The sequence below is a fragment of the Lewinella cohaerens DSM 23179 genome (assembly GCF_000379805.1).
Lineage (GTDB): Bacteria > Bacteroidota > Bacteroidia > Chitinophagales > Saprospiraceae > Lewinella > Lewinella cohaerens.
Genome location: NZ_KB903532.1, coordinates 313949 through 326981, shown reverse-complemented (window position 1 = coordinate 326981; position 13033 = coordinate 313949). Strand labels below are relative to the sequence as shown.

Sequence of the window (13033 nt, the reverse complement as noted above, 5' to 3'; positions counted from 1 at the left end):
TATTACAAAGGCTTGTCAAATAGCTAAGCCTACCGATATTGTGTTCCGAGCATAAATCCACGACGGCCACAAGCTCCTTTGGCAACGCCGCCCACACCAAAAGAGAGCTCCAAGCCAAAGCTGATGCGATAAGGAACAGTATTCCCTTGGTCGGCAAGGTTGCTATCAATCGAAGGGTAACCATTTGTCATGCCTTGTGGCGTTACAAAATCAGTCAGGCCATACTCTACACGTAGACCAGCTTTGAATACCATTGCCTCTGATCCAGAAAGGAAAGCCCCAAGGCCCAAGACACCTGAGATGTAACTGTCTTCATATTTCCCTTCTACGGACACAGGTTTGATGCCCGAAGTTTGGGTGAGTTCTGTTATAGAAGTATACTTGGCACCACCTTCTATATACACACCTGATTGGGGGTAAAAGCGATAAAGGCCATAGTAATCGTACACTTCCCACTCTAGATTGTTACGAAAAGATTCGTCTGTACTCGGGCGATAAGTAATATTTTGAAAAAATGTTGCTCTCATTATTTCAAAATTTAACCCGTGATGATCTCCAATGTTTAGCCCGACAGTACCTCCGTAGCTATAGGCTAAATTAAGACTATAGTCATGTTGATTATCACTGGCTAAAGTAGAGTTGTAGTAGCCAGCTGGGCCAAAACTCGCCTTAGGGCCCAGTTCCAACCATATTTGTGCAGAAGCGATGGTCGTAAAAAACAGAAAAAGGAAAGTGGGAAGAATAGCTTTTCTCATAATGCTGATTAATCGTTACAATTAAGGTGTGTAATTATAGCAGTAAGATACGGTAAAGCCGCAAAATGTTACCCTCATTAACGTTTTTAGAAAAAAAAGGTCAAAAGTCTTTCATCTTCTGATGAATAATATTACCTTTGCCAACCGAAAAAATAAAAGCATAGACTAAAATTCGCAATTAAGCGTATGGCACATCATAAATCAGCTAAGAAACGTATCCGTCAAGACGCAAAGAAGCGTTTGGAAAATCGTTACTACAAAAAATCTGCACGTTCAGCAATTTCCAAGCTACGTGAGATGGAAGATTCAACCGAAGCAAGCACCTTCCTCCCCAAGGTTGTGAGCATGATCGACCGTCTGGCAAAACGTAACACTTGGCATGCGAACAAAGCATCCAACCTGAAAAGCAGCTTAACAAAGCATGTTAATAGCCTGGGCTAAGCCTTAGGCATTCAGTGCTTTTCTTTTTAGGCATGCCTTGCATCTTTTTTAAAAGGTGCAAGGCATTTTTTTATTACCTTTACGAACGAACGTTCATTCGTAAAGACAGCACTCGATTTATTTTTTGCGCAATACAATTGTATGACTAGATTCTATCCGCTTACCGTCAAAGACATTCGCCGCGAAACCGTTGATTGTGTTTCTGTAGCATTTACTGTCCCTGAGTCTTTAGCAGAGACCTTTGCTTTTAAGCAAGGGCAGTACATCACGCTCCGTGCGCAATTGGCGGGAGAAGAAGTACGTCGCTCTTACTCTATTTGTGTAAGTCCTTTAGACAACGAGTTGCGAGTAGCGGTTAAGGAAGTCCCTGGTGGTCGATTTTCTACTTTTGCTAACCAGCAACTACAAGTTGGAGATGTTTTAGAAGTAATGCCTCCCGAAGGGCGCTTTTTTACGCCCCTGCACTCCGAGCAAACTAAACACTACGCTGCCTTCGCCGCTGGTAGTGGTATCACACCGGTTTTTTCCATCATGAAAACCATTCTGGAAACAGAGCCCAATAGTCGCTTCACCCTTTTTTACGGCAACCAACGCACGGAGACCATCATTTTCCGCGAAGCCATCGAAGCACTTAAAAACATATACCTCCAGCGCCTTAGCGTTTATTACCTACTAAGCAAAGAACATACGGGCAGCGACCTCTTCAGTGGACGTATTGATCGTGATCGTTGCCGGACCTTCACCGAGAAGCTTATTCCTGTTGGTGATGTCGACGAGTTTTTCTTGTGTGGGCCTGAAGAAATGACGCTTGGTGTTCGAGATGAATTGCGTGAGCAAGGCGTCGCCCGAGAAAACATCCACTTGGAGTTATTCGGCACCAACACCGGCAAGCGTAAGAAAAAAGAACGAACTGCTGTCAGCGGTGAATACGCTGTCGAAGTAAGTATCCAGCTGGATGGCAATGCCTTTACTTTTGTTATGAATGATCAGAATGAGAGTGTCCTGGATGCAGCACTCCGCAATGGCGCCGACCTGCCCTTTGCCTGCAAAGGCGGAGTATGTTGTACCTGTCGAGCCAAAGTAGAAGAAGGAAAAGTAGAGATGGATGTCAATTACGCCCTTGAACCCGACGAAGTCGCCGCTGGATTTATCCTCACCTGTCAGTCACACCCTACCACTGATAAAGTCGTCGTTAATTTTGACGCCTGATAAAATTCCTTACCTTTCCTATCTAATCTTCACTTCTGCGACCCTATGGCGACCATTGAGACATCAAAGAAACAACGTATCATGGAAGCAGCCGCTAAGCTGTTTCGCGATAGAGGCTACTCCGCTACATCAATGCGCGACTTGGCCAAGGCTGTCCATTTACAAGCTTCCAGCCTCTATAGCCATATCAACAGCAAGCAAGAAATCCTAAAAGATATTTGCTTCCAAAATGCACATCGCTTCCTGGCAGGCATTGAACAAATAGAGCAAACAGGGCAACCACCACGTGAACAAATCCGCCAGTTAATCTTTCTTCACCTCAACGTAGCTACCAGCGACGCCACCTCTATTACTGCCTTCAACGACGAGTGGCGCCACCTTGAAGAGCCCGACCTCGGGCAGTTTATCAAATTACGTAAACGTTACGAAAATCGCTTTCTGGCCATCATTCAACAAGGTATTACCGAAGGTACTTTCAAAGAAATAGATCCAACGATTAGCATGTACACCATTCTATCTTCTTTGCGCTGGGTCTATGATTGGTACCAAGCCGGAAAAACTACCTCCATCCAAGATGTCGGTGATCAGATTACACTGATTGTTCTTGCGGGGATAGAGAAGTAGGGGTGTTCGTTTCATTCACGGAAGTGTTCTTCCGCTGCGCGGCTTCACGGAGGTGCTCGCGGTTTTTGTTTCCGCTATAGAGGTTAGTTCACCTTTTTACTGTTCCAGAAAACCACGAACGAAGTGAGTACAACCGCAATCCCGATTTATCGGGTGAGCACAACCACTCATCCCGAAACTTCGGGATGAGTCCCAACGCGAGCGCAGCGACCACCTCATCACAAAGATATTTCCACTGTAGCGCGCGATAATCCATTTATGTAAAGCGATTTTGTTAATTTTGCAGCCGGTAAATAACTATTCAACAACCAACGTATGGCTCTGGACCAGGTAGACATTGAAGAATACGAATGGCACGACGGTGAGCTTCAACCACGAGAAGACAAGGAGATGTCTTTTATGGATCATCTCGAAGAGCTACGCTGGCACATTATTCGGTCTTTAATAGCCATCTTAGCAGGTGGCATTGTGCTTTTTATTTTCCACGATTGGTACTTCAATAAAGTTATTCTTGGCCCTGCTTCCAATGATTTTGCTTCTTACAAATGGTTTTGCGACCTCTCTCACAAGATTGGTGCGGGAGAGGCCCTTTGTATGACGCTACCTGATTTCAAAATCCAGGCGGTTGCATTTGCCGAACAGTTTATTACTACCATCAAACTGTGTTTTATTGGCGGTTTTGTCATTTCCTTCCCTTTTGTTTTTTACGAAATTTGGAAGTTTGTTGCGCCTGGTTTGTACCCCACGGAGAGATCAGCAACCAAAGGAGTGGTCTTCATTTGTTCCCTGCTTTTCCTGATGGGCGTACTATTTGGCTTCTTCATTGTTGCTCCCTTTGCGGTCAACTTTCTTATGGGCTTTACCGCCTCTGATGCCGTGGCCAATAACCCTACGCTTAGCTCTTTTGTACTTTATATGGTCATGTTTACACTGCCGGCTGGTCTCATTTTCGAGTTACCCATCGTCGTGTATTTTCTGGCCAAAATGGGCATCGTGACTCCAGCGGGCATGCGCAAATACCGCCGTCATTCTGTGATTGGAATACTGTTATTGTCAGCGATCCTTACGCCACCCGATGTAATTACGCAGTTTCTCATTGGCATTCCGCTTTACATCCTTTATGAAATCAGTATTTTAGTTGCCACACGTATGGCCAAAAAGTACGAACAAGAACTCCAGTAGTTAACACCAGATATGCAAAGAATTAGCACCAACGCGACCATCTTCTTCAAGTTTTTTATCCCCGTTTTCTGGCTCGTATTTTTCGGGGCATTTCTTGCTGCCGTATTTGCCTACGGTGCCGAAATGGCGAGTGGTTTTGCTAGTACGGGCTTCCGTATTGGGGCCGTATTGTTCTACTTCAGTGGCTTGGCACTGTTTTACTTCACCCTTTTCCCGCTCAAGCGCGTCGAAGCCGATAATGACTTCCTCTACGTCACCAATTATTTCAAGACCTTTCGCTACCCCTGGCACAATATTGAAAGTATCTCTGATAGCACTTTTCTCTTCTTTACCATTGCCCGTGTCGAACTAAAAGAGAAAGGGAACTTTGGAAAAAAAATGTCTTTCATGGCCAGTCGGCGCCTTTACCAGGATTTCTGGAAAGAACACTCCGAACTAGCTGGTTTGCGCAAAGTATAATTAGGAGAAAAATACAAGAGCGCGAGGTGCTTTTTAAAAAAAGCATCATGAAAAACGTTCGTAAGGAGGGCGGGGTTTTCGTCAAATGACTGACTAAGAGATTGTTTGGGCGAACCCCAATGAGGTGTTTTTACTATAAAAACCTGAACAAGCTCTTAAACCTGAAACTATTGACTGTCCTTGTACAATTTTGGAATTATCCAGTTGTAACGAACTGCTAATACCCTTAGCACAACGACCATTGTACTGGTTAGCACATAGGCCCAGTTGGAAGGTAAGGCGGTTTTCTGTAAAAGAAGATAGGTTATGCCGCCAAGGATACTTAGCGATGCGTAAACCTCTTTGTGGAAAATGAGCGGGACCTCATTGGAAAGAATATCCCGAATAACGCCACCAAAGGACGCACTCAGGGTGCCTAAGAGGATGCATATGACGGGATGTAAACCTGCTGCTACACCTATTTCTACGCCAATAATGGTGAATAAACCCAGTCCGATAGCATCAAAAAGGAACATGGTTCGGCGAACGTAGATCAGGTATTTTCTGAAGAGGATCGCAATAAGTGCTCCGGTGATAATAAGATAAGCATAATTGATATCCTGCATCCAGCCCACTGGGGTACGGCCAATAAGGACATCCCTAAGGCTACCGCCACCTACAGCAGTGACTGCTGCTAAGATGAGTACTCCGAAGGGATCGAAGCGATGGCGCATCCCTGCCAGTGCTCCAGAGATAGCAAAAACACAGGTGCCGATATAGTCAAGTAGAAGGATGATCGTCATTCTGTCTATCTCATCTTCGGCCTTCTGCGCTTACCTTTGCCGCCTGACATGCCGTGGCCAGCGCGTCCTTGGCGCATAGCTGCTTTCATTTGGCCACTCTGGTTGATCGCCTGCTCTAATTGACGGAATTGATCCTTGAGTGGGCCTTCAGAAATTTTCAGTCCTTTTGCTTTCTTGTAGTGTATTTTAGCTTCCTGGAATCGTTGCTTGCTTAGCGCTATTTGTGCCAACTGGATTTGCAACATGGCCCGCTCGTTGTCCGAAGGAACTTCAACAGCTTCAGCCATTTTGAGGTAACGCTCTCCCTCGTTTACATCTTTCCGTGCAATGGCGATAGAACCTTTGAGCATATAGAAATAGGCCTTGTTGGTAGAATAGAGCCACTTGGGGTTAGGGGTAAGGTTGAGCATTTTTTCGGCCTTGTCAAAATCAGAGTCTTGCAATGCCTGAGCAGCTGGCCCTACAGTACCCAAAAAGATAAGTCCTAATAATAGGATGACCCCCGTAAGTACGAAGAAGAAGCCGTACCAGAAACCAAAGGCAGCCCAGAGGGCAATACCACCAACAATACCCAATACAATAAGGGCAATGCGGATATAAGGAGGAATGATGAACATAGCGTACTATTTAATTTGCCGCAAAAATAACTAAAAAACTATGAGATTTACCCTTGCTGAACATATTCGTGTTGGGTATAGTTTTTCAAATACCAAAAAAACGAGGCGAGCAGTTGGATAACTACTCGCCTCGGGCTCAAATGGTAATTTGGGGTATTAATATCGTTTCGTCAGTTTTCTATTGGAGGACAATGTCCTTTTCCTCAACCATCTTGCGGATGTTGATCAAGGCGTAGCGCATCCGCCCAAGGGCTGTATTGATGCTAACGCGGGTGAGCTGTGCAATTTCTTTGAAGCTCATATCTGCATAATGACGGAGGATAACCACTTCGCGTTGCTCTGGTGGCAACTGATCTACCAGGTGGCGAACCTTCTGGTGTGTTTGGCTGCGGATGATATCCTGCTCAGCATTCAAATCGTTGGACTTGAGCACATCAAAGATGTCAAATGTTTCCGTTGGAGATAGTTGTGGACGACGCTTATTGCGGCGGAAGTGATCTACACACATATTGTAAGCAATGCGCATGGCCCACTGCAAGAACTTGCCTTCGTGGTTGTATTTACCCTTGCGCAGCGTATCAATGATCTTTATGAAGACCTCCTGAAAAATATCCTCAGCTAAAGATTGCTCTTTGACGAAGAGATAGATCGAGGTATAAATCTTTTGTTGGTGACGATTGAGCAGTTCTTCGAAGGCTCTTTCATTTCCATCTAGGTAACAAGCAATGAGTTGCTGGTCGTTTAATGCTGTAACTTGCATGACGTAACGATTTAGCTTTAAAAAAGGGATTACAACAATTTTACATTGTTGCTAAACGTTAAGTGTAGAAGTTACGAGCTATAGAAGATAGATTAAGTGAAAGATTGAAACTGCTCCGTTAGTGAAGCTGGGTCAAATATAAGCGCATCTTATGTAAAGAACCAAGGATCGCGTGTTTTTTTTTATGGCCTTAACGCTTTTTTAACGTCTCTCTACCTAATATTAAGCGGCTATTTTGTTGTTTTTGTAGTCGTTTCTTTTCCCTTCCAGGTCCCATACTTATTGATAATTTGGTTGATTTTTGATACGCTGCGAGATGAGAATAAATTTCAGTATTTTTTTCCTGATCTCTCCGGTGATTATTCAGTAATCTACGTGTCAATGCGATAATCCTTTGAACGCTGAGGGGTTCAGAGGACAGCAGTGACGATCATTGTAGGTCATTCGGAAAGCATAAAGAAGGAAGGATTAAATGCTATTTACCCTTTAATCATGGTATGGTTAGTTTTCCGTAAATGAAATTTCCCAAGAGGCTCTACTATTATTCTTTGCCTGTATGCGCATTTTGTCTACCTTTGCAACGTCAAAAAACAACCTGCCTCAAATATGAATTTGCACGAATACCAAGGGAAAGAAATTCTAACCAAATATAATGTACCTATTCAGCGCGGCAAAGTAGCGGAAACTGTAGAAAAAGCAGTAGAAGCTTTCCATGAGCTACGTGAAGAAACGGGTAGTGATATCTCTATCATTAAAGCCCAAATCCACGCTGGTGGCCGGGGTAAAGGTGGTGGTGTGAAACTCGCTAAGAACCTGGAGGGTGTGAAAGAACATGCCGGCAATATTCTGGGCATGATGTTGAAAACGCCACAGACTCCTGGAGGATTGAATGGTCCAGGTAAGCTGGTTCGCAAAGTATTGGTAGCAGAAGATGCTTATGCACCTGATTTCGATGCCTGTCGTGAATTCTATGTTTCCATATTGATGGATCGTGGCCGCAAGTGCAACGTTATTGTCTACAGTACCGAAGGCGGTATGGATATCGAAGAAGTTGCAGAGAACACCCCTGATAAGGTGTTGAAAGAATATATTGATCCCGAGCTGGGACTGCAAGGTTTTCAGGCCCGCAAAGTGGCTTTCAACCTAGGCATGAGCGGACAGGGTTTCAAAAACATGGTGAAATTTATCAGCAACCTGTACAAAGCTTTTGTAGGGTCTGATGCAAGCATGATCGAAATCAATCCTTGTATGTACAATCCTGGTGATGAGCGAGTGATTGCGGTAGATTGTAAGTTCACCTTGGACGAAAACGCTTTGTATCGCCACAAAGACTTGGCCGAATACCGCGACGTACACGAAGAAGATCCTACCGAAGTAGAAGCGAAAGCTTTTGGTCTAAACTATGTACAGTTGGATGGCAACGTAGGTTGTATGGTCAACGGTGCCGGACTAGCTATGGCTACCATGGATATTATCAAGTTGAGTGGTGGCGAACCTGCTAACTTCCTTGACGTTGGTGGTACTGCTGATGCCAAGCGCGTAGAGAATGCCTTCCGTATCATCTTACGTGATGATCGCGTAAAAGCAATCCTGATCAATATCTTCGGTGGTATTGTTCGTTGCGATCGTGTGGCGCAAGGAGTCGTTGATGCCTATAAGAACATCGGAGACATCAAAGTGCCGATCATCGTTCGCTTACAGGGTACCAATGCTGAAATTGCTAAAGAAATTATCGATAAGAGTGGACTTAATGTGCGCTCGGCTATTGCTTTGCAGGACGCTGCCGATGCAGTGAAAGCTGTAATGGGGTAAGTCTGAAGCAGATAAAAAGCTTATAAAAGGTCAAGACGGTTAACGTCTTGGCCTTTTGTTTTTTTACTGCCTTTCGCAACTTAAGTCTTATCTTGGTTTAAATTTTTAAACCTGAATATGCGTAGCTCACTCTACTATACGTTCCTCCTCGTTTTGTTGATCGCTTTTAGCTGTGAAAAGGAAAATGTCCTTGACTGCCCTGGTCAGGGGGACCGGGCAATAGATGTGATAACTGGCCCTAATTTAGGGATTCAGACAGTTGCTTATTTGACGAATGAATATGGTGGCTTACGCGATGTACAAGATGTGAGTACTTATCCTTTGTTTTTAAATTGGCTAGGTGGTTGTCAAGAGGAGTATACTGTTAATTTATTGAAAAGGAGTTATTTCCTCTTCCCAGGAGGCCCTGCTTACGAGCGTTTTTCCTTGTTCTCTTACTTTGGAGTCAGTTATGGGGAGGCCGTAAACCTGGATATAGAAATGCCCAATGAAAGTAATCCTACTATTGCAACTGAGTCTTTTATACTTACTATTTCAGAGGTTCCTTCTGTTGAGGAGGTTGTCATTTTACCTTCGATGTCTTTTTCATCGTCATCTGACCTTGGCGAGCAGACGTTAAGTATCAATTTCTCGGAGTCTGGGATCAACGAAAATCAACCTTGGCGTTATGTAGGGTTGCGACTTGCTGGATCTTCCGAGCTGGTCGCTGTTTGTATAAATATGCTGGAAGGTCAAAACAGAACCATCAATTTTAGTGAGTTTGATCAAGTGCTTACAGCGCAAGAAGTTTCATTTTCTGGAGAAGAAGTAAGATTTGCCGAAGTTAAAATTGTACTAGATATTGCCGAAGAAAAAATGGTAAAGCTAGGAGTACAGACCCTTGACGAACAAAAAATAAGCACGTGGATGCCCACCGATTCTGAAGGAGTAATGTTGGAGTTTTATGGTCCATATTCAAACTCGAAATCATGGAGAAAACAGGCGTATTATGAGGAGTTACCTACGGAGGTCTCACTTCAGCCTGATATGATAGCATCCATTGAAATAGACTATGGTTTTGTTAATGTTCAGTTGAATAAATCTGGTTATGTACATTTTTCAAAACCAACCTTCCCTATTGGCGTAACAGATATTGAACGTTCTCTGAAAGGGCTTGTACCTGCGGGGAAGTCCCGTGTACGCATACCAAAAGTTGCTGATGAGTTTGTAGAGGAATTTCCAGAAGCAGCATCTTTAGATAGTATCTGGGAGGTAAGAGGTTTTGAAGCGACACTTTACCATTACCCTGCAGTCCAGTCGCTAGATCAATACAAAAGGTTAACGGAACTTTCTTGGCTGGATCGCCAGCAGTACCAATGGTATAGAATGGAGGTTGAATGAATTTCTATATCGGTAGAAACGTGACTTGGATCTGATCAAAATTACCTTTTTTTGAGGTAAAGTCATTAAAGCTTATTTGCAATGCGTATTTTCTTTCTCTCAATGATTTTTTGCGTGATATTCTTTACTTGTGAAGAAGAAGAACAGGTAGTAATAGAGGATTGTAATGCTATTTACGGTATTGATATAACTTTCGCCGTTATTTTAGACCCAGTGATCTGGCTCAATGATGCAGCAGATAACGTTATCTTTCAGGATGGAGAAACAGGTGTAAGAGGAACAACTTATTTCCTTAATACGATAGCCTGTGAGGAAGAATATACCCTGAGTATTGCTGGTAGAGATCGGGTTGAACTTCTTGAAGAAGGCGAAACAAATCGGATTGTAACACGGCAAATAGCACAAGTCGGACAAGGCAGTGGGATACGATTAGCTGCTATTCAGGAGGTTTTTCTGACTTCAGTGGTCCCCATTTCTCCTTCAGACTTGGTTGTGTTTAGGAATTCGCCGGAGGTTGATTCTGTTATCTTTATGGGGCTGGCGGGCGAACGAGATGTAACAGGCCCACGGCCACCTGTGAGTTATTCTTATGAAGAGGAGGAGCAGGAGTTAAGGGTTTATTTCAATGGGTTTGCATCAGATAATACCAAGGGGTTGTTAGCGGTTAGGTTAGCGGCTAGCGGAGCTTGGGTAGGCCAGGAGGTTGACTTCTTATCTAGAGCAACTTTTGGGCCATTTGTTGGCTTTGAACCTCTGGAATATAAAACCTTGACTTTGAATATACCGGCAGGTGTTGAGGCACATCAGTTCCGTGTAAGCTGGTTGAACGATAATATATCGATCTCTGCTGCAGTATTAGGGGATTTCGAAAATACTTCTTCGGTGAGCTTGCTTGTACCTAGCGATGGAAATGGTTTTTTGATACGTACTATCGTTCCCGGCGAAGCGACCTACTTGAACCAACAGTATTTTGAGCAATGGCCTACTGAAGTGAATGTGACGCCTCGTTATTTTCTTGAAGAAGCCCGATTAAGTTACCCCAAGGTATCGATCTACTCGAATGATGGTGATGTCGTTTTTTTAGAGAATGATTATGTTTCTCCAGGAAATAATGGAAGGTATTGGAAAAGACAATATGTTGCTCCACTTGATCCTAATTTTACAGCAGTTCAAATGCCAATGGCTGGAAGCTCTTTGTTTTTAGGTAGTTATAGCTTGGGGTGGAGTTACATTGATTATGAAAATAGCTTTGAAGAACAAGTGAATGTTAGTATTTATGATTACCCACTGCTGTCAGGTGGCTACCAGGGGTTTCTGCGTGATGCTTTTCGTATTTCCAATAGCCAGGAAGGATGGTTGAGGACGCAGGTGTATGAGGCGGTTAGCCAGCAGATAATAGATTAAGCTTTTGTTCGCAAAATTTCGAGACAAGTTCTTAATCGTCATAGAGGGATTTAATTTTATCTTTGGTAGCTAACCAACTACAAAACAAACGACCATGACTTTCTCCGAATACCGCCAATACGATGCGCTGGGCCTTGCGGAACTTGTGCGAAGCGGGCAAATTACGGCTACTGAATTATTGAATATAGCGATCACTCGCGCGGAGGAGGTAAACCCGCAACTCAACGCGATCAATCACCCCCTTTTCGACCATGCGCGGGAACAACTCGCTAACCACCCACCTACGGCAACACAACTGTTTGGTGGTGTACCTTTTCTCATCAAGGATTTGGGTTTGGCGCTAAAGGGGACTCCCTTGCGGATAGGCTCTCGTTCGACAGAAGGGATGGTGTCGGAGGTGGATAGTCATTTGGTACAGTTGTTTCAAAAAGCAGGCTTGTTGATTTTGGGTAAAACCAATACCCCGGAATTTGGCTTGACACCCTTCACGGAGCCCGAAGCCTTTGGGGCTACACGAAATCCCTGGCATACCGATTACACCTCTGGAGGTAGTTCAGGGGGGAGTGCAGCAGCAATAGCAGCAGGTATAGTGCCGATAGCTACGGCAAGTGATGGCGGTGGGTCTATCCGGATGCCAGCTTCGTGCTGTGGATTGTTTGGCATTAAACCCTCAAGAGGTAGATTGAGCCTGGGGCCTGGCGCTGGCGAGAGCTGGAATGGCGCTGTGGTAGAAGGTTGTAACAGCCGGAGTGTGAGAGACAGTGCTGCCTTCTTGGATGCCTTCTCCCAGCCAGGGGTTGGAGAGCTACATTATGCACCCAAACCGGCAGTGTCCTATACCGATTTATTGGCCACTAAGTCCGATAAGTTGCGAATTGGCTTTTCTACGGAGCACCCTCTGGGATTACCAGTAGACAAAGATTGCAAGCAAGCTGTAGAGGAAACGGCCCATTTGTTGGCCGATATGGGCCACGAAGTGGAAGCTATCCCCTTGCCTTATCAACGGGAAGACCTGACCAAGACCTTCCTGCACCTGATAATGGGGGAAGTAAGTGCAGAACTTAAGAGAATAAGCAAGACACGAGGTAGCAAGGTCGGCAGAAGCGAGGTGGAAGCCAATACTTATGCTTTGAGTTTGTTGGGGGACGCTATTTCTGCTGGCGATTACGCTTATTATCGGAGTCTTTGGAATGGCTTGGCTCGCAGGCAGGGGAATTTTCATCAAACCTACCATTGTTTATTGACACCAACTGTAGCTACAGCCCCCTTTCCAGTAGGTAGTTTACAGTCGAGCCCGGCAGAGAAACTATTGGTAAATGTCCTTACACGTTTGCGTCTCGGAAGCTTGATGAAGGCCAATATTGAACCATTGGCGGAAAAAATATTTGCTTTTATGCCTTATACGCCTATTGCGAATATGACAGGGCAGCCCGCTATGTCGATGCCGCTGCACTGGAATGCGAAGGGGCTGCCTGTTGGGGTAATGTTTACGGCAGGTATTTATCGAGAGGATATCCTCTTCAAACTGGCTGCTCAACTGGAGAAAGCCAAGCCGTGGATGGAGCGGGTGGCAGAGGTGTAGGATCGAATTTTAGACAGCTTTGGATA

At 44.5% G+C, this 13033-nt stretch carries 13 protein-coding genes; 9 read left to right on the top strand and 4 right to left on the bottom strand.

Features of this window, described 5'->3' with window-relative positions:
* Positions 1–29: 29 nt before the first annotated feature.
* Positions 30–755 (bottom strand): hypothetical protein, encoded by a 726-nt coding sequence (locus tag A3EU_RS0103510; RefSeq protein WP_020534739.1) that lies wholly within the window; start codon positions 753–755, stop codon positions 30–32.
* A gap of 186 nt (positions 756–941) precedes the next feature.
* Here A3EU_RS0103510 and rpsT point away from each other — a divergent pair, with 186 nt between their 5' ends.
* From rpsT to A3EU_RS0103485, 5 genes are all read left to right on the top strand, one after another.
* The gene (gene rpsT, locus A3EU_RS0103505; RefSeq protein WP_020534738.1) at positions 942–1196 is read left to right on the top strand and encodes a 30S ribosomal protein S20; all 255 of its coding nucleotides are present in this window, start codon (positions 942–944) and stop codon (positions 1194–1196) included.
* A gap of 141 nt (positions 1197–1337) precedes the next feature.
* Entirely contained in the window at positions 1338–2405 is a 1068-nt protein-coding gene (gene paaE / locus A3EU_RS0103500; protein ID WP_020534737.1) for a 1,2-phenylacetyl-CoA epoxidase subunit PaaE, read from the top strand.
* 45 nt (positions 2406–2450) lie between these two features.
* The gene (locus A3EU_RS0103495) at positions 2451–3029 is read left to right on the top strand and encodes a TetR/AcrR family transcriptional regulator (protein WP_044085405.1); all 579 of its coding nucleotides are present in this window, start codon (positions 2451–2453) and stop codon (positions 3027–3029) included.
* A gap of 315 nt (positions 3030–3344) precedes the next feature.
* On the top strand, positions 3345–4211 hold the full coding sequence (gene tatC, locus A3EU_RS0103490; RefSeq protein WP_020534735.1) for a twin-arginine translocase subunit TatC: 867 nt from the start codon (positions 3345–3347) through the stop codon (positions 4209–4211).
* A gap of 12 nt (positions 4212–4223) precedes the next feature.
* Complete coding sequence (locus A3EU_RS0103485) at positions 4224–4670, top strand: hypothetical protein (protein WP_020534734.1); 447 nt, start codon at positions 4224–4226, stop codon at positions 4668–4670.
* A 167-nt stretch (positions 4671–4837) separates the two neighbouring features.
* On the opposite strand, the gene A3EU_RS0103480 is transcribed toward A3EU_RS0103485, so the two are convergent.
* The 3 genes from A3EU_RS0103480 to A3EU_RS0103470 form a co-directional block, all read right to left on the bottom strand.
* Positions 4838–5452, bottom strand: a complete 615-nt coding sequence (locus tag A3EU_RS0103480) for a trimeric intracellular cation channel family protein (protein WP_020534733.1) — start codon at positions 5450–5452, stop codon at positions 4838–4840.
* 5 nt (positions 5453–5457) lie between these two features.
* Positions 5458–6069, bottom strand: coding sequence for a tetratricopeptide repeat protein (locus A3EU_RS0103475; RefSeq protein ID WP_020534732.1), 612 nt, complete (start codon positions 6067–6069; stop codon positions 5458–5460).
* 178 nt (positions 6070–6247) lie between these two features.
* Complete coding sequence (locus A3EU_RS0103470; RefSeq protein ID WP_020534731.1) at positions 6248–6829, bottom strand: RNA polymerase sigma factor; 582 nt, start codon at positions 6827–6829, stop codon at positions 6248–6250.
* Positions 6830–7435: 606 nt separating this feature from the next.
* Between A3EU_RS0103470 and sucC the strand changes: the two genes are divergently transcribed.
* From sucC to A3EU_RS0103450, 4 genes are all read left to right on the top strand, one after another.
* Positions 7436–8641 carry an ADP-forming succinate--CoA ligase subunit beta gene (sucC, locus tag A3EU_RS0103465; protein ID WP_020534730.1) on the top strand — a complete coding sequence of 402 codons (1206 nt, stop codon included), beginning with the start codon at positions 7436–7438 and terminating at the stop codon, positions 8639–8641.
* A 117-nt stretch (positions 8642–8758) separates the two neighbouring features.
* Positions 8759–10021 carry a hypothetical protein gene (locus A3EU_RS0103460; protein ID WP_020534729.1) on the top strand — a complete coding sequence of 421 codons (1263 nt, stop codon included), beginning with the start codon at positions 8759–8761 and terminating at the stop codon, positions 10019–10021.
* Positions 10022–10102: 81 nt separating this feature from the next.
* On the top strand, positions 10103–11425 hold the full coding sequence (locus tag A3EU_RS0103455) for a hypothetical protein (protein WP_020534728.1): 1323 nt from the start codon (positions 10103–10105) through the stop codon (positions 11423–11425).
* Positions 11426–11519: 94 nt separating this feature from the next.
* Positions 11520–13007, top strand: a complete 1488-nt coding sequence (locus tag A3EU_RS0103450) for an amidase (RefSeq protein ID WP_020534727.1) — start codon at positions 11520–11522, stop codon at positions 13005–13007.
* The last annotated feature ends 26 nt before the right edge of the window (positions 13008–13033 follow it).

Excerpts from the sequence above, each read along its gene's own strand:
- A3EU_RS0103510 (WP_020534739.1), bottom strand. The coding sequence starts at position 755 with ATGAGAAAAGCTATTCTTCCCACTTTCCTTTTTCTGTTTTTTACGACC.
- rpsT (WP_020534738.1), top strand. The coding sequence starts at position 942 with ATGGCACATCATAAATCAGCTAAGAAACGTATCCGTCAAGACGCAAAG.
- paaE (WP_020534737.1), top strand. The coding sequence starts at position 1,338 with ATGACTAGATTCTATCCGCTTACCGTCAAAGACATTCGCCGCGAAACC.
- A3EU_RS0103495 (WP_044085405.1), top strand. The coding sequence starts at position 2,451 with ATGGCGACCATTGAGACATCAAAGAAACAACGTATCATGGAAGCAGCC.
- tatC (WP_020534735.1), top strand. The coding sequence starts at position 3,345 with ATGGCTCTGGACCAGGTAGACATTGAAGAATACGAATGGCACGACGGT.
- A3EU_RS0103485 (WP_020534734.1), top strand. The coding sequence starts at position 4,224 with ATGCAAAGAATTAGCACCAACGCGACCATCTTCTTCAAGTTTTTTATC.
- A3EU_RS0103480 (WP_020534733.1), bottom strand. The coding sequence starts at position 5,452 with ATGACGATCATCCTTCTACTTGACTATATCGGCACCTGTGTTTTTGCT.
- A3EU_RS0103475 (WP_020534732.1), bottom strand. The coding sequence starts at position 6,069 with ATGTTCATCATTCCTCCTTATATCCGCATTGCCCTTATTGTATTGGGT.
- A3EU_RS0103470 (WP_020534731.1), bottom strand. The coding sequence starts at position 6,829 with ATGCAAGTTACAGCATTAAACGACCAGCAACTCATTGCTTGTTACCTA.
- sucC (WP_020534730.1), top strand. The coding sequence starts at position 7,436 with ATGAATTTGCACGAATACCAAGGGAAAGAAATTCTAACCAAATATAAT.
- A3EU_RS0103460 (WP_020534729.1), top strand. The coding sequence starts at position 8,759 with ATGCGTAGCTCACTCTACTATACGTTCCTCCTCGTTTTGTTGATCGCT.
- A3EU_RS0103455 (WP_020534728.1), top strand. The coding sequence starts at position 10,103 with ATGCGTATTTTCTTTCTCTCAATGATTTTTTGCGTGATATTCTTTACT.
- A3EU_RS0103450 (WP_020534727.1), top strand. The coding sequence starts at position 11,520 with ATGACTTTCTCCGAATACCGCCAATACGATGCGCTGGGCCTTGCGGAA.